At 70.2% G+C, this 16,773-nt stretch carries 9 protein-coding genes; 4 read left to right on the top strand and 5 right to left on the bottom strand.

Features of this window, described 5'->3' with window-relative positions; all coding sequences use genetic code 11:
* Window positions 1-108 precede the first annotated feature (108 nt).
* The 4 genes from glyQ to N792_RS00310 all read left to right on the top strand — a co-directional run bounded on the left by glyQ (window position 109) and on the right by N792_RS00310 (window position 9,246).
* Window positions 109-1,059, top strand: a complete 951-nt coding sequence (glyQ, locus tag N792_RS00325; RefSeq protein WP_036191371.1) for a glycine--tRNA ligase subunit alpha — start codon at window positions 109-111, stop codon at window positions 1,057-1,059.
* The gene (glyS, locus tag N792_RS00320) at window positions 1,059-3,164 is read left to right on the top strand and encodes a glycine--tRNA ligase subunit beta (RefSeq protein WP_425478825.1); all 2,106 of its coding nucleotides are present in this window, start codon (window positions 1,059-1,061) and stop codon (window positions 3,162-3,164) included. Before glyQ ends, glyS begins: the two co-directional genes overlap by 1 nt.
* Before the next feature lie 326 nt (window positions 3,165-3,490).
* Window positions 3,491-5,281, top strand: coding sequence for an autotransporter assembly complex protein TamA (locus tag N792_RS00315; RefSeq protein WP_036191368.1), 1,791 nt, complete (start codon window positions 3,491-3,493; stop codon window positions 5,279-5,281).
* A 2-nt stretch (window positions 5,282-5,283) separates the two neighbouring features.
* Complete coding sequence (locus tag N792_RS00310; protein WP_224743893.1) at window positions 5,284-9,246, top strand: translocation/assembly module TamB domain-containing protein; 3,963 nt, start codon at window positions 5,284-5,286, stop codon at window positions 9,244-9,246.
* 29 nt (window positions 9,247-9,275) lie between these two features.
* Here the strand turns inward: N792_RS00310 and ribA are convergent, their stop codons facing one another.
* From ribA to N792_RS00285, 5 genes are all read right to left on the bottom strand, one after another.
* Complete coding sequence (ribA, locus tag N792_RS00305) at window positions 9,276-9,974, bottom strand: GTP cyclohydrolase II (protein WP_084105225.1); 699 nt, start codon at window positions 9,972-9,974, stop codon at window positions 9,276-9,278.
* Between the two features lie 309 nt (window positions 9,975-10,283).
* Complete coding sequence (locus tag N792_RS13905) at window positions 10,284-11,633, bottom strand: sialidase family protein (protein WP_052103208.1); 1,350 nt, start codon at window positions 11,631-11,633, stop codon at window positions 10,284-10,286.
* Between the two features lie 63 nt (window positions 11,634-11,696).
* The gene (mgtE, locus tag N792_RS00295; RefSeq protein WP_084105219.1) at window positions 11,697-13,133 is read right to left on the bottom strand and encodes a magnesium transporter; all 1,437 of its coding nucleotides are present in this window, start codon (window positions 13,131-13,133) and stop codon (window positions 11,697-11,699) included.
* Between the two features lie 409 nt (window positions 13,134-13,542).
* On the bottom strand, window positions 13,543-15,435 hold the full coding sequence (gene mnmG / locus N792_RS00290) for a tRNA uridine-5-carboxymethylaminomethyl(34) synthesis enzyme MnmG (protein ID WP_036191365.1): 1,893 nt from the start codon (window positions 15,433-15,435) through the stop codon (window positions 13,543-13,545).
* 609 nt (window positions 15,436-16,044) lie between these two features.
* Window positions 16,045-16,611 carry a hypothetical protein gene (locus tag N792_RS00285; protein ID WP_052103206.1) on the bottom strand — a complete coding sequence of 189 codons (567 nt, stop codon included), beginning with the start codon at window positions 16,609-16,611 and terminating at the stop codon, window positions 16,045-16,047.
* Window positions 16,612-16,773 lie beyond the last annotated feature (162 nt).

Raw genomic sequence — 16,773 nt, 5'->3', positions numbered from 1 at the left:
GAATCAGGCGTCCAGATTAGAGTCGAAAGGAGCGGCGAACGAGGGCGGAAAACAGCCCCGGCGAAGCCGGCCGTATACTAGCGTGCTTTGCCCCACGGCCCTTCAAGCATGCCGCAGCCTGACGCCAGCGCCCTGTCGCCTCCGACCTTCCAGCAACTCATCCAGCGCCTGAATACGTTCTGGGCGCAGCAGGGTTGCGTGCTGATCCAGCCGCTCGATCTGGAAGTCGGTGCCGGCACCTTCCACCCGGCCACCTTCCTGCGCGCGCTCGGGCCGGAGCCGTGGAACGCCGCCTACGTGCAGCCCTGCCGCCGCCCCGCCGACGGCCGCTACGGCGACAACCCCAACCGGCTGCAGCGCTACTACCAGTACCAGGTCGCGATGAAGCCCTCGCCCGACAACATCGTCGAGCTGTACTTCGATTCGCTCAAGGCGCTCGGCGTCGACCCGCTGGTGCATGACCTGCGGCTGGTCGAGGACAACTGGGAGTCGCCGACGCTGGGCGCCTGGGGACTGGGCTGGGAAGTCTGGCTCAACGGCATGGAGGTGACCCAGTTCACCTGGTTCCAGCAGGCCGGCGGGATGGAGTGCCGGCCGGTGCTGGGCGAGATCACCTACGGTCTGGAGCGCCTGTGCATGTACCTGCAGGGCGTGGACAACGTGTTCGATCTGGTCTGGACGCACGGCCCGGACGGCCACCCGGTGACCTACCGCGACGTCTACCACCAGAACGAGGTCGAGCAGAGCACCTACAACTTCGAGCACGCCGACGTGGAGGTGTTGTTCCGGCGCTTCGACGAGTGCGAGGCGGAGGCGCTGGCGCTGGTCGGGTTCGACCTGCCGCTGCCGGCCTACGAGCAGGTGATGAAGGCCAGCCACAGCTTCAACATGCTCGACGCGCGCCGCGCGATCAGCGTCACCGAACGCCAGCGCTACATCCTGCGCGTGCGCAAAATCTCCCAGGCCGTGGCCGAGGCGTATTTCGCCCAGCGCGAGAAGCTGGGGTTTCCGGGGTTGAGGAACGCAACCGTCCAGCCGGCCGACAAGGAGACCGTGTGATGTCCAACAACACGATGCCGGACAAGGCGGACCTGCCAATGCAACCGCTGTTGATCGAACTGGGAACCGAGGAACTGCCGGTCAAGGCGCTGGCCGGGCTCGCGCGGGCGTTCTTCGACGGTGTGATCGACGGCCTGGTCAAGCGCGGGATCGCCTTCGAGCGCGACGAGGCGAAGCCGCTGTACACCCCGCGCCGGCTGGCGGTGCTGCTGCCGGGCGTGGCCACCGAACAACCCGAACAGGCGTCCGAGGTGCTGGGCCCGTACCTCAACATCGCGCTGGACGCCGACGGCCAGCCGACCCGCGCGCTGCAGGGTTTCGCCGCCAAGGCCGGGGTCGACTGGACCGCGCTGGAAAAAACCACCGACAACAAGGGCGAGCGCTTCGTGCACCGCTCGGTCAAGGCGGGCGCGAAAACCGCCGACCTGCTGGGCGACATCCTGGCCGAAGCACTGGCGGCGATGCCGATCCCCAAGCCGATGCGCTGGGGCAGCCACGACTACAGCTTCGCCCGGCCGGTGCACTGGCTGGTGGTGCTGCTGGGCAGCGACGTGGTCGATGTCGGGCTGCTGGGCGTGCGCAGCGACCGCATGAGCCGCGGCCACCGCTTCATGCACGACAAGCCGGTCTGGTTCAGCACCCCCGCCGATTACGTGGAGTCGCTGCGCGGCGCGAAGGTGCTGGTCGATGCCGACGAGCGCCGTGAAAGCATCGTGCGCCAGGTCGAGGCGGCCGCGACCGCCTGCGGCGGGGTGGCGCGGATCGATGCGGGCATCCTGGAAGAGGTCAACGGCCTGACCGAGTGGCCCAGCGCGGTCACCTGCGGGTTCGAATCCGGGTTCCTCGCGATCCCGGCCGAGGCGCTGATCGCGACGATGGAGACCAACCAGAAATTCTTCCCGGTGCTGGATAACGAGGGCCGGCTCAGCGAGCACTTCATCGGCATCGCCAACATCGAGAGCAAGGACGAAGCCGAAGTCCGCAAGGGCTATGAGCGGGTGATCCGGCCGCGCTTCAGCGACGCCAGGTTCTTCTTCGTGGAGGACATGAAGCAGGGGCTGGCGTCGATGAATGACGGCCTGCGCAACGTGACCTACCAGGCCAAACTCGGCACCCTCGCCGACAAGGTGCAGCGCGTGATGGCGCTGGCCGGATCGATCGCCGGCGAAGTCGGAGTCGGCCCCGCCCTCGCCCGGCGCGCCGCCGAGCTGTCCAAGGCCGATCTGCAGTCGCGTCTGGTCGGCGAGTTCCCGGAATTGCAGGGCATCGCCGGCCGCTACTACGCGGCGGTCGAGAACGAACCGGTCGAGGTCGCCCACGCGATCGACGAGGCCTACATGCCGCGCTTCTCCGGCGATGCGATCGCACCCTCCAAACTCGGCCAGGTGCTGGCGATCGCCGAGCGGCTGGACACGCTGGCGGGCGGTTTCGCGGCGGGTCTCAAGCCGACCGGCAACAAGGACCCGTTCGCGCTGCGCCGGCATGCGCTCGGGCTGGCGCGCACATTGCTCGAAGGCGACCACGACCTGCTGCTGCATGCACTGGTGGAACGCGCACACGCCGCGCAGCCGGTCCAGCATCCCGACATCGGCAGCTTCGACATCACCGCCTTCGTCTACGACCGCCTGCGCGGCTATTACGCCGACCGCGGCATCTCGGCGCCGCAGTTCGAGGCGGTGATGCACGTCGCCCACGACTCGTTGCCCGACTTCGACCAGCGCCTCAAGGCGATCGGCGAGTTCGCGAAACTGCCCGAGGCCGAAGCGCTGGCGGCGGCGAACAAGCGCAGCCGCAACATCCTGCGGAAAGTCGATGGCGCGGTGCCGGAGCGCATCGACGCGGCGCTGTTCGCCGAGCCGGCCGAGCGCGAACTGGCCGAGGCCGTGGACGCCGCGATCGCCGACACCGACCCGTTGCTGGCGCAGCGCGACTATGTCGCGGTGCTGGGCCGGCTGGCGCGGCTGCGGCCACAGGTCGATGCGTTCTTCGAACAGGTGATGGTCAACGCCGACGACGCGCAGGTGCGCAACAACCGGCTCGCGCTGCTCAAGCGGCTCAGCGACCGCCTCGGCAGCGCCGCCGCGATCGAGCACCTGTCGGCCTGATCGACCCCATCCACTGATCGACCGCATCCGCGTTCCGGAATGGCCGGAGCGCGGTACCGGGCACATCCCCGGAAGCCGCGAGTGCTTTGGTAGGAGCGACGTCAGTCGCGAATGCGCCGGGCTTCCATCAACGAGGGCATGGCGTAGCGGTGAGGGGCGCAGGCACCGGGACATGTCGGGGGCTGGTGGCGATGTACAGGTCGCGACCGACGTCGCTCCTACCCAGGAACGCCGGGCAAGCCATGGCACTACTGCCTCCAAGCCTGCCTGCGCGCCATCCAATCGCGTTAATCGGTCCTTGACGCCCAGCCGGTATCCTTGCGCGCATGCGCCTGCCCTCCCTCGCCCTGCCCGCCGCCGCGTTGTGCCTGTTTGCCAGCGGCGCGGTGCACGCGGCGAAGGTGGAGAGGGTCGACATCCTCGGCCTGGACGAGGCGATGACCGACAACGTGCGCAGCGCGGTGACGCTGGTCGACGTGCTCGGCAAGGACCTGTCGGGGCGGCGGCTGGCCTACCTGGTGCGCGAGGCGGAACAGGAAACCCGTGAGGCGCTGGGACCGTTCGGCTACTACTCGCCGACGATCAGCGTGGAGCGTGACCGCGACAGCAATGCCGACTCCACGGTCACCATCACGGTCGATCCCGGCGAGCCGGTGCGGGTCCGGCGCGAACACGTCGCGATCGAAGGCGTCGGCGGGCGCGACCGCTACCTGCGCGAGGATCTCGCCGGTTTCAGGCCGCGATCCGGCGAGGTCTTCGAGCATCCGCTGTACGAGGCCAGCAAGACCCGGATCAGCCGGCGACTGGCCCAGCGGGGTTATTTCGATGCCGACTTCGCCAGCCGCCGGGTCGAGGTCACCCGCGCCGAGCACGCCGCCGACATCGACCTGGTCTGGACCAGCGGCCCGCGTTACGACATGGGCCCGACCACGTTCGAACAGACGCCCAACGCGATCCTGCGCGGGTCGGTGCTGGACAAGCTGGTGTACTGGGACACCGGCAGCTACTACCACCAGGGCAAGCTGGACCGGTTGCGCGAGTCGCTGGCGCGGCTGGATTACTTCTCCTCGGTGGTCATCAACCCGCAACCCGACCAGGCCATCGACGGCCAGGTGCCGGTCAACGTGCTGCTGGTGCCGGCCAAGCGCAGCATCTACAGCGCCGGCCTGAGCTATGGCACCGACAGCGGCCCCGGCGTACGGCTGGGGCTGGAGCGCCGCTACGTCAACGACCGCGGCCACAAGGCGCTGGCGCAGCTGGACTACGCTCAGCGGCGCAAGACCCTGACCACGCAGTACCGCATCCCGGCGTTTGCCTGGGCCGACGGCTGGTACACGATCAGCGCCCAGGTCGCCGACGAGCAGACCGACTACATGGACAACCGCCGGATCGAGTTCGTGGGCAGCCGCAACGGCCACATCAACCGGCACCTCAACGTGATCGCCTCGCTGCACGCGCTGCGCGAGCGCTGGTCGTACCTGGCCGATGACGACGGTGACGCCACCACCGGGCCGGCCTACCGCTACGCGACGTTTTCCTACCCCTCGCTGCGGGCCGAATACACCGATGCCGACGACCTGATCTTCCCGCGCAACGGCCGCGCCGGCACCCTGATGCTGCGCGGCGGTCTGGAAGGCGTGGGCAGCGACGCCAGCTTCGCCCAGGCCCGGGCGACCGCCAGCTGGTACCGCGGACTGGGCGCGAACAGCCGCCTGATCGCGCGCGGCGAGCTCGGTCACACCTTCACCGACGAGCTGGTCGCGATGCCGCCGAGCCTGCGCTTCTTCGCCGGCGGCGACCGCAGCATCCGCGGCTACGGCTGGCGCGAGGTCGGTCCGCGCGTGCAGGGCAGCGACGGCAAGCTGTATGCGCTGGGCGCCAAGAACGTCGCCACCGGCAGCATCGAGTACGAGCACTACTTCACCCCGAGCTGGGGCGCGGCGGCGTTTGTCGACACCGGCAGCGCGTTCGACACCACACCCGACTGGCACACCGGCGTCGGCGCCGGCGTGCGCTGGCGCTCACCGGTCGGGCCGCTGCGGCTGGACATCGGCCACGGCCTCAACGACGCCGACTCGTCGTTCCAGATCTACCTCAGCGTCGGCGCGGACCTGTGACGGTGGCGGGGATCCTGCGCCGTCGACAGATCGATCCCGATCTCACGCCCGAACAGCGCGAGGCGCGGATCGCCGAACTGCGCCGCCTGCGCAAGGCACGGCTGCGGGTTCTGGCGATCCGCAGCGGGCTGCTGAGCGGCGCGCTCGCGGTGGCGCTGGTCGTGCTCGCCTGGTGGCTGGTGGCGAGCATCGGCGGCCGCGACTTCCTGCTCGCGCAGATCGTGGCGCGCCTGCCCGCCAACGCGACCCTGAGCTGGCGGCAGGCCGAGGGTCCGGTGTCCGGGCCGTTGACGATGCACGACGTGCGCTTCCGCTACGACGCCATCGTGTTCACCGCGCAGCGCGTCACCCTCGACCCGGCGCTGCGGCCGCTGCTGGGCAGACGCCTGCGGCTGGACGCGTTGCAGATCGAAAACGCCACGTTGGAGCTGCCCAGCAGCGACGAGCCGTTCGAGCTGCCGCGCTGGCCCGACTCGCTGCCGCAGATCGCGCCGCCGCTGGCGCTGCAGGCCGACGACGTGCAGGTCGACGGTTTCCGGGTCAGCAGCGACGGCGTGCCGACCATCGACATCCGCCGCCTGCGGGGCGGGCTGGACGCCGGCCCGGGCCGCCTGCACGTGGAGCACATGGTGGTCGACAGCGACCGCGGCCGCTTCACCGTGCATGGCGACTACCGGCCGCGCGACAACTACCGCAGCGACCTGGTCGCCACCGCGGTGCTGCCGGCCGCCCCCGGGCGCACGCCGGCACGGCTGGGTTTCGTCGCCATCGGCGACCTGGAAGCGATGGATGTCGCGGTGGCCGGCCGCGCACCCGGGCCGTTGCGGGCGACGCTGGTGCTGCGCGGCAAGGATGCGGTCATCGTGGCGGCCAGCCCGGCTTCCGGGCCGGTGATGGTCGGCATCAACCGGCCGCAATGGCGGTTGCGCGCCAACGCCGAAGCGCTGGACGTCGGCCTGCTGACCGATCCCGCGGCGGCCCCGACCGACACCCCGCTGGCCCTGCAACTGCACGTCGACGGCATCGGCGGGGACGCCCGGCTGCGCGGCGAAATGCGCCAGGGCGATTTCAGCGCAGAAATCCTCAACTCGCGTCTGCAGATCGCCGACCAGGTGCTGCAGCTCGACCCGCTCCGGCTGCAGCTGCTCGACGGCACCGTGACCGCGCGCGGCCAGGCCGACTTCACCGACCCGGCGAATGCGACGTTCCGCTTTGCCACCAACGCGCGCGGCCTGCAATGGGGCGGCGGTGACGTATCCGCCCCGGCTTCCGCGGCAACCGCCACCGTCCGCGCCGATGCCGACCTCGGCCTGGCCGGCACGCTGCAGGCCTGGGCGCTGATCGGCAACGCCACCCTCGCGCGTGGCGACGAGCAGGCGCAGCTGCAGATCGACGGCCGCGGCGACGCCGAGCGCATGCAACTCAAGTCACTGGACGTGCGGATGCCGACCGGCACCCTCGCCACCACCGGCGCCGTGGCCTGGGCCCCGGCACTGGGCTGGGAACTGGACGCGACATTGGCCGGGTTCGATCCGGGGTATTTCGCCGCCGACTGGGCGGGCGCGGTCAACGGCCGTGTCACCAGCACCGGCTCGACCCGCGACGATGGCGGGCTGGAGATCAGCGCCCGGCTCGCCGATTTCGGCGGCCGCCTGCGTGGCCGTCCGCTGCAGGGCGACGGCCACTTCGCGATGCACGGCGCCCCGGCCACCGGTGGCAGCAGCCGCTACGAAGGCGAGCTCGTGCTGGGCCTGGGCGACAGCCGCATCGACGCCCGCGGCAGCTATGGCGAGCGCATCGAGCTCGATGCCCGCCTGACCCCGTTGGCATTGGCGGACCTGCTGCCCGATGCCGCCGGCAGCCTGCGCGGCCGCCTGCAGGTGAGCGGGCCGGCCAGCGCCCCCGACCTGCGCGCCGATCTGGACGGCACCGGCCTGCGCTACGGCGACCTCGCCGCCGCCAGCCTGCACATCAACGGCAACTTGCCGTGGCATCGCGGCGACGGCCACCTCGCAATCCGCGCCACCGACCTGGTGGCCGGCATGGCGCTGGACAGCCTCGCCATCGACGCCCGTGGCGCCGTGGAGAGGCTGACGCTGGCGGCCCGTGCGGGCAGTCCGATCGGCCAACTCGACCTGGACGCCAGCCTCGGCCGACAAGGTTCACGCTGGCAGGGCACGCTGGCCGGCCTGCAGCTGGACCTGCAACGCGGCGCGGACTGGCGGCTGCAGCAGGCGGCCCGGTTCAGCTGGACGCCTGCACCAACCCGTGGCAACGGCACCCTCGAGCGCGCCTGCCTGGCGTCCAGCGCAGGCGGCACGCTGTGTGTCGATGCCGACTGGCCACGCCGCGGCCTGAGCATCACCGGCCAGGGCCTGCCGCTGACCCTGGCCGAGCCCTACCTGCCCGAACGCGAACACCGCCAGCCCTGGCTGCTGCGCGGAGAGATCGCGGTCGAGGCGCGGCTGCGTCCGCTCGGCAACGGCTGGGACGGCGAGGCGCGGATCAGCTCGACCGGCGGCGGCATCAGGAACAGCCCGCGTTCGCGCACCGAACTGTTGCGCTACGACCACCTGTTGCTGACCGCGAACTTCCGGCCGCAGGGCATCGAGGCGGTGTTCGGCACCGGCTTCAACGACGACGGCCGGATCGACGCCCGCATCACCACCGGCTGGGACGCCTGGTCGCCGCTGGCCGGCGAGATCGCGCTGGACACCGACGAGCTGACCTGGATGGAGCTGTTCTCGCCCGACATCGTCGAGCCGACCGGTCGCCTGTCCGGCCGCGTCACCCTGGCCGGCACCCGCAACCAGCCGCAACTGGGCGGGCAGGCGCGGCTGACCGACTTCAGCACCGAGCTGCCGGCGCTGGCGATCACCCTGCGCGACGGCAACGTGCAATTGGATGCGCTCGCCGACGGCACCGCGAAGATCCACGGCAGCGTGCGTTCGGCCTCCAGCGCAGGCAACCCCGGCAACGGCGTACTCACCATCGACGGCAGCCTGGGCTGGCAGGGCGATGACACCCCCCTGGTGCTCGACGTGCGCGGCACCGACGTGCTGGTGTCGGACAGCCTGGACCTGCGCGCGGTCGCCAGCCCGGAGCTGCAGATGCGCTACCAGGCCGGCCAACCGCTGCGCCTGACCGGCCGCGTGCGCGTGCCGGAGGCGCGGATCAACCTGGAGCGGCTCGACCAGGGCGTGTCGGCGTCTGACGACGTGGTGGTGCTGGACCCGGTCGATCCCGACGAAGGCCCCGGCACGCCGCTGGACATGGACCTGGTCATCGAGCTGGGCGAACAGGTGCACATGAACGGCTTCGGCCTGGACGGCAAGCTTGGTGGTGGCCTGCGCCTGGTCGCCCGCCCCGGCCGCGAGATGACCGCGACCGGCACCATCAACGTCGCCGGCCAGTACAAGGCCTACGGCCAGGACCTGCGCATCACCCGCGGCCAGCTGGACTGGTCCAACGACCCGATCGCCAACCCGGTCATCCGGCTGCGCGCCGAGCGGGTGATCGGCGATGTCACCGCCGGCGTGGATGTCAGCGGTCGCGCCAGCGCGCCGCAGGCCGAGGTCTGGTCGAACCCGGCCAGCTCGCAGCCCGAAGCACTGGCCTACCTCACCCTCGGCCGCCCGCTGTCGACCCTGAGCGGCAGCGAGCGCGGCCAGCTCAACGCCGCCAGCGCCGCGCTCACCGCCGGCGGCAGCCTGCTGGCCTCGCAGCTGGGGGCGAAGATCGGCCTGGACGATGCCGGCGTGATGCAGAGCCGCGCGCTGGGCGGCAGCGTGCTCGGCGTCGGCAAGCAGCTCTCGCCGCGGCTGTACGTCGGCTACGGCGTGTCGCTGCTGGGCACCGGCCAGGTGCTGACGCTGAAGTACCTGCTCGACCACGGCTTCGACATCGAAATCGAATCGAGCACGATTGAAAACCGCGGCTCGATCAACTGGCGCAAGGAAAAGTAGCAGCGCGACGTCATCGCCGCGCTCGCCGGCTATTTCCCGGCCGTGTCGATGAAGTGGCCCAGCTTGTCCTGCTTGGTCAACAGGTAACGCCGGTTGCAGGCGTTGTGGCCGACCAGGATCGACTGCCGCTCGCTGACGGCGATGCCCAGCTTCTGCAGCGCCACGACCTTGGCCGGGTTGTTGGTCATCAGGCGCAGCGCAGTCACCCCGAAGTGCGCCAGCATCGACTGGCACAGGCCGTAGCCGCGCAGGTCGGCGGCAAAGCCGAGCGCCTCGTTGGCCTCGACCGTGTCGGCGCCGGTGTCCTGCAGGTGGTAGGCGCGGATCTTGTTGATCAGGCCGATGCCGCGGCCTTCCTGGCGCAGGTACAGGACCATGCCGCGGCCTTCGGCGGCGATGCGCCTGAGCGCGTCCTCCAGCTGCGCGCCGCAGTCGCAGCGCTGGCTGAACAACGCATCCCCGGTCAGGCATTCCGAGTGCACCCGGGCCAGCACCGGTCCGCCATTGGCCAGGTCGCCCAGGGTCAGCACGACATGCTCCTTGCCGGTCGCACGGTCGATGAAGCCGTGCAGGCGGAACGTCCCCCACGGTGTCGGCAGGTCGCAGCTGTCGATGTACTCCGCATGCGGCGCCGCGACCACGGGCCCGCCGCCGGGTGCCGTTGCATGCACGTTGTCGCCGCCCTCGGGCGAGGGCTCGGCGTCGATGGCGGGGTTGGCGTCGGTCATGGGGGTTCCTGCAAAATCTCCGGGACGGCTCAGGCTCAGATATCGGGATGGATCGGGGCGGGATCAAACACCGGATCGATCCCGGCAGGCCCACTCCCGGCGGGGGATGTCATCTTCCCCCAAACGACCGGTTCCCGCGAAGGCGGCAACGTTGGAAAACCCGCCAAAGCGGACGAAAGGCACCGGATCAAGCCGGAACCGACCCGCCCGGGTGAACCGCTTGCGGGCGGTGTCCGGGCACGAACCCAAAGGTTTGGGCGTGGCGCGCCGTTGGCGAGGCGGATCGCTGCAACGGATCGTTCTGTATGTCTATTTGTCCGCCGCCCGCACCGCGTTGTGAAGCACCGCACCCCGCAGCCGCGGCCGGCCATCGACCACGTCGGTCCACACCACGTGGGCGTCGCCATGAATGACGGCAAGCTTCGGGAATCCGGTGCCGCGGCCGCGGCCGGTGAGCGCCGCCAGGTCGACGCGTTGCAGTTCGCGCTCCAGGCCGGGGGCATACCGGGCCAGCTGCAGCGACTGGCCCTGCGCATCCTCGCGCAGCCAGGCCACCCACGCGGCGTCCCCGTCCAGCGCGACGGCGGTCCGGCCCTGCACCGCGTCGCCCTGATCCACGGTGAGCGGGGCGGTGAAGCTGTCGCCCGCATCACCGCTGTATGCCAGACGCAGCGCGGGCAGGTCGTCGGCGGCGGTGTACCAGCCGACCACGACGTGATCGCCGCGCGCGGCCACCGCCGGCCCGTTGACCGGACAGGCCGGCATCGTCCACTGGTCGGCATGCACCAGCCGCGGCGGCGTCCAGCGACCGTTTTCGAAACGGGTCACGGCGATGTCCCGGATCTCGTCGGCGCTGCGGTCGCGGTAGACCAGCAGCGGGCCGCGCGTGGTGATCGCGATGGCGGTCTGGCAGCAGTCGCAGGTCATCGCGTCGATGCGGACGTCGTCGGACTTGTCGAGTGCGGCATCGAAGCGTGCGGCGCGCAGGCTCATCGCTCCCGCGTGGCCCGCATGGTCGACGTGTCCGGCTGCGGCGGTGGCGCGGCCGTCCAGCCAGGCGATCCCGATGCCGGCGGCGCCATCCGGCCAGAGGGAAACGAAACCGTGTTCGGTCTCGGTGCCATCGTCATTGACCAGCACCGGCGCGGACCAGGTGGCCCCGCCATCGCCCGAGCGCACCAGGGCGACATCGTAGGCATAGCCGGCGGCCGCCGATTTCTGCAGCCAGTGCGCCCACAGCGCACCGTCATGGGCCATCGCGACATGCGGCGTGTCGGCCCAGTTGACGAACCAGTCGCGCCCGCTGGCGATGGTCGCCGGTGCGCTCCAGCCGGCGGCCTGGTTCGTGCCGACGCCGGCGCCGGTTGCGGCCGACGCAGGTGTGAACGTGGCCAGCTGCAAGCGGTGCCCGCCGGCCTCGACCGGCTCGATCCACGACAGCAACAGGCGGCCATCGGGCGTGGCCAGCAGGTCGGGCTGCGCCGCGCCCACCGGCGCCGGCAACGGCCAGTCATGCGACTGGAAAGGGCTGGCGGGAGCGGTCGGGGCGGTCGCCGCAATCGCGGCAGCGTCCGCCACCGACGTGTCGGTCGCGGGTTGGCAGGCGCTGGCGAGCACCGCGAGGGCCAGCACGAGGGGGGCGAGGTGGGCGGTATTCATCGCGCCAGCCTACTCCCGAACCCCATGCGGGCACGACCTGCCGATCGCGGCTTCGCCCGGCACTCAGGCGACCGCATGCCCCAGCCACGACAGCATCACCGTGGCGATCGCGAAATAGATCAGGATGCCCACGCCGTCCGCCAGCGAGGTGATCAGCGGCGAGCTGGCCGAGGCCGGATCGGCCTTGAACCGGTTCAGCAGGAACGGCAACGACATGCCCATGATGCTGCCCACCAGCACGATCAGCAGCATCGTCGTGGCCACCACCAGCGCAATCGCCGGACCACCGCGGAACAGGCCGATCGCGCTCACTGCGAAGGCCATCGTCAGACCCAGCAGGGTCGACACCACCAGTTCGCGCCCGAGCATGCTGGCCCAGTCGCGCATCTCCACGTCGCCGGTCGCCAGTGCGCGCACCATCAGCGTGGCCGACTGCGCACCCGCGTTGCCGCCGCTGGCGATCAGCAGCGGCAGGAAGAACACCAGCGCCATGTTGGCCGCGATCAGGTCCTCGAAGTGGGCGATGCCGGCGCCGGAAAACAGGTTCGCGAACACCAGCAGCACCAGCCAGTACACGCGTTGGCGGTACAGCAGGCCGACGGTCGCCTCCTTCATGCTCACCGTCAGGCTGCCCAGGGTACCGCCGGCCTTGTGGAAGTCCTCGGTGGCCTCGGCTTCGGCGACGTCCATCGCGTCATCGGAGGTGACGATGCCGACGATGCGGTTCTCGCGGTCGATCACCGGCAGCGCGATGAAGTCGTAGCGGGCGATCTTGTTGGCCGCATCGCGCTGGTCGGCATCGACGAACACGGTCACCGGGTTGGGCGCCATCAACTCCGAGACCGGCGTGTGCGGCTCGGCCAGGATCAGCCGCCGCAAGGTCACCACACCGAGCAGGTGGCGCGCGTGGTCGATCACGTAGGACGTATAGATCGTCTCCTTGTCGGGCGCGACGCGGCGCAGCTCGGCGATCGCCTGGCCGGCGGTCAGCTCCGGCGTCAGGGTCGCGTACTCGGAGGTCATCAACGCGCCGACACTGTCGCGCGGGTAACTGGCGAGGCGGCGGATGTCGTCGCGCTCGGCCTGCGCCAGAGCCGGCAGCAGGCGCTCGCGCCGGTCCGGCGGCAGGGTGTTGAACAGGTCCACGCGCTCGTCGGCGGACATCAGGTTGAGCAGTTCCAGCACCGCCGGCCGCGGCATGCCCGCCACCAGGGTGGTCTGCAGTTCCAGCGGCAGGTAGCCGAACACCAGCGCGCGCTCGTCGGCGGAGATCAGCGGCAGCACCGCCGCCTGCTGCACGGGTTCCAGGCGGGTGAGCACGTCCGCCAGGTCGGCGGCGAGCACCTGGGTCAGCGCCACCTTCAGCGCGGCGGGATCGCCCAGCTCGAGCTGGGCGGCAATCGCCTCGGCGACCAGGTCGGCATCGAAATTGCCGCGGGCGTCGGCGCGGTACAACGGGCGGGCGGCGGAACTCGCCGCGGAATGGGGGTTGTGGCTCATCGTTTGCCTCCGGCCGGTCGCTGTCGGGCGATCGCGGAGGCGGGCAACACCGGATTACCGGGTCGTCGCAGGCCCCGCGCACCGCCGCGCGCGCGCGCTGGCCATGGTGTCGGAAAATGTTCTAGATCGACTCGGTGTGTCCACGGTGTGGTCATGGCCGGGGGAATGGGGCCCCGGCAAACCGGCGCAGTTTAGGCAGCCGGTCGCAGACGGGTCAACCGGGGACGAGCGCCGGGCTTCGCCACATGACCGGCGCCGCAGGCATGGGCGGCGTCCGCCGCGCGGTGGCGAAAGACGCCGACACCGCGCTGTCGGCGATCCCCCCGCGGATCCGGCCAGCCGGATGCCGAATTCTCGATACCGCCAACGGATGACGCGATGGACGCGACAACCAGCGCGAGCGGTCTGCTCAGGCCACCTGGTGACGCCGCGCACCGACCAGATGCACCAGCAGCAGCGAGATCGCCGCCGGGGTCATGCCGGGAATGCGCTGGGCCTGGCCGATGGTCTGCGGCTGCACGCGCTCGAGCTTGCCGCTGATCTCCACCGACAGGCCGCGCACCCGGGTGTAATCGAAGCCGGCCGGAATGGCGGTGCTTTCGTGGCGTTGCTGGCGCGCGATTTCCTCGTTCTGCCGGTCCAGGTAGCCGGCGTACTTCACCCCGATCTCGACCTGCTCGGCGACCGCGGGATCTTCCACCGCCGGGCCGAGCGACGGCACCGCGACCAGCCGCGCATAGGTCACTTCCGGCCGTTTGAGCAGGTCGCGCGCGCTGGTCTCGCGGCTCAGCTCGATCCCCAGACCGGCGTCGATCTCCCGGCCCAGCGGATTGTTGGGTGAAGCCCAGATCGCGCCCAGGCGCGCGTTCTCCGTCTCGATCGCCTCGCGCTTGGCGGCAAACGCGGCCCAGCGCGCGTCGCCGACCAGACCGAGCGTGCGGCCGGTTTCGGTCAGCCGCAGATCGGCATTGTCCTCGCGCAACTGCAGGCGGTACTCGGCGCGGCTGGTGAACATGCGGTACGGCTCGACGGTGCCGTGGGTGATCAAGTCGTCGACCAGCACGCCGATGTAGGCCTCGTCGCGGCGCGGGCACCAGCCGGCCTCCCCACGTACCTGACGCGCGGCATTGACCCCGGCCAGCAGCCCCTGCGCGGCGGCCTCCTCGTACCCGGTGGTGCCGTTGATCTGGCCGGCGAAGAACAGGCCCTGGACCGCCTTCGTCTCCAGCGTTGTCTTGAGTCCACGCGGATCGAAGAAGTCGTACTCGATCGCGTAACCGGCGCGGGTGATGTGGGCGTTCTCGAACCCGCGGATCGAGCGCACCAGCTCCAGCTGCACATCGAACGGCAGCGAGGTGGAGATACCGTTCGGGTAGATCTCGGCCACGCCCAGGCCCTCGGGCTCGACGAAGATCTGGTGGCTGGACCGCTCGGCGAAGCGCACCACCTTGTCCTCGATCGACGGGCAGTAGCGCGGGCCGATGCCCTCGATCTGGCCGGTGTACAGCGGCGAGCGGTCAAGCGCGCCGCGGATGATCTCGTGGGTGCGCTCACAGGTTTCGGCGATCCAGCACGACAGCTGGCGCGGGTGGTCGTCGCGCGAGCCCATGAACGACATCACCGGGCGCGGGTCGTCGCCGGGCTGCTCGACCATCACCGAGTAGTCCAGGCTGCGGCCGTCGATGCGCGGCGGGGTGCCGGTCTTGAGCCGGTCCACCACGAACGGGCCTTCGCGCAACCGCTGCGCCAGCGTGACCGACGGCGGATCGCCGGCGCGGCCGGCCGCGTAGGTGGTCAGGCCGACGTGCACCTTGCCGGCCAGGAAGGTGCCGGCGGTCAGGATCACCGCCGGTGCATGGAAGCGCAGGCCGGTCTGGGTGGTGACGCCCCTGACCTTGGCGTTGTCGAAATCGATGTCGTCGACCCCGGCCTGGAACAGGGTCAGGTTGGGCTGGTTCTCCACCGCACGGCGGATGAAGGCGCGGTAGAGGCTGCGATCGGCCTGACAGCGCGTCGCCCGCACCGCCGGCCCCTTGCTCGCGTTGAGCCGGCGCCACTGGATGCCGGCCGCATCGGCCGCGTGCGCCATGACCCCGCCGAGCGCGTCGATCTCCCGCACCAGATGGCCCTTGCCGATCCCGCCGATGGCTGGATTGCAGCTCATCGCGCCGATCGTCTCGACGTTGTGGGTCAACAGCAGCGTGCGCGCACCGGCGCGCGCCGACGCCAGCGCGGCCTCGGTGCCGGCATGGCCGCCACCGACCACGATCACGTCGTACCGGTAGAAGTTGTGAGGATTCATCGGCTGGGGATGGACAGGTTCTGGAGGGCAGTGCACGACCGGAGCGCGGGCCGTTGCGGGGTGCAAATTCTACGCCGATCAAGCACTTGGCGGGCCCGGCAGGGCTTGCCGGCAGCTGCCCCGTTCATTTCCAGTCGCGGTTCCAACCCCTTGGTCGCCGGGTGTTGGCACGCTTCCTGCGATGATGCCTATTGCACTCAGCGGGGCAGGCGCCAGGCGCCGGTCGGGGATTGGAACAGGGCCGACCACGTGCCTGTTGAGGAAGCGCCAGGGGTCGAATGTCGGGGGACATTCGACCCCTTTTTTCGTGCCTGGATTTGATGTGCGTCCCAGTTTGCGCGGGCCTGGGCCCGGCCGACCGCGCTCGCCAACGGCATCCGGCGCCATCGCCGACCCGGCCAGAGGGCTGCGCCAGACGTGCGAAAGCCCCGCGGAGCGGGGCTTTCAGTGTAGGTGCCGATGTCGGACGAGGGCGGAACAGGGGGGATCCGAGATTCCTCGCCAGACATCGGCATTGAAGCGGCAACTGATTACGTCGCAATACGACGTGGTTTGTCAATAGCAGCCTCGCACCCGGACGCCATTTCCGGGACGCGCGCCCACACCCGGTCACTCCTTCTCGCGCGACGACTGGGCACGTTGCATTGCCTTTTCCATCCTCGAACCGCGGTCATTGCCGCGCGGTGCCAACGGTGCCGACGGGCGACTGGTTGGAGCCGCCGGCCGCACCTGCGCCGGAACCGGCGCGCGCAACGTCGAATTGCCGGCAGGCGGCGGGGTGGAACGCTGGATGCGCTCGCGCTGCAGGCGTTCGTAATCGCGCCACGGCGCGCGGTCGTTGCCGCGGTCGCCATCCGGACGCGGTGGGCGATGGTTGTGATTGTCGCCGTGGCCGTGCCCCGGCCGCACCACGATCACCGGCGGGCGGTAGTAACCGTATGGAAAGCCGCCATAGCCGTAGCCGCCGTACCGGCTACCGTAATAACCGGGGTAATAGCCCGGATAGCGGTACCGCGGGTCGTAGTAACCGCCGCCGTACTGGTCGTAATAACGGTAGTCGACGCCCGGCTGGCCGTAGTAATAGTCGCCGCGATCGTGTCGGTAGCTGTAGCCACCGGTCATGCAACCGCCCAGCAGGACGATGGCGAACACTGGCAGTAGGAGCTTGCGCAACATGTCGGAATCCCCCGTGATGATGGGTCATCGTCGGCCTGTGGCGTTGAACTTGCGCTTAACTTCACTTTTCCGTTAACGCGCGACTGACCGGACGAGCCCCGCGCGGCTTGGCTCGCCAAGCCCGAACCCCGCGGCCCAGGTCGCGATCCATCACCACCGCAC

Source organism: Lysobacter concretionis Ko07 = DSM 16239 (genome assembly GCF_000768345.1).
GTDB lineage: Bacteria > Pseudomonadota > Gammaproteobacteria > Xanthomonadales > Xanthomonadaceae > Novilysobacter > Novilysobacter concretionis.
The sequence above is the reverse complement of the archived record's forward strand: the minus strand, read 5'-3'. Positions and strand labels throughout refer to the sequence as shown.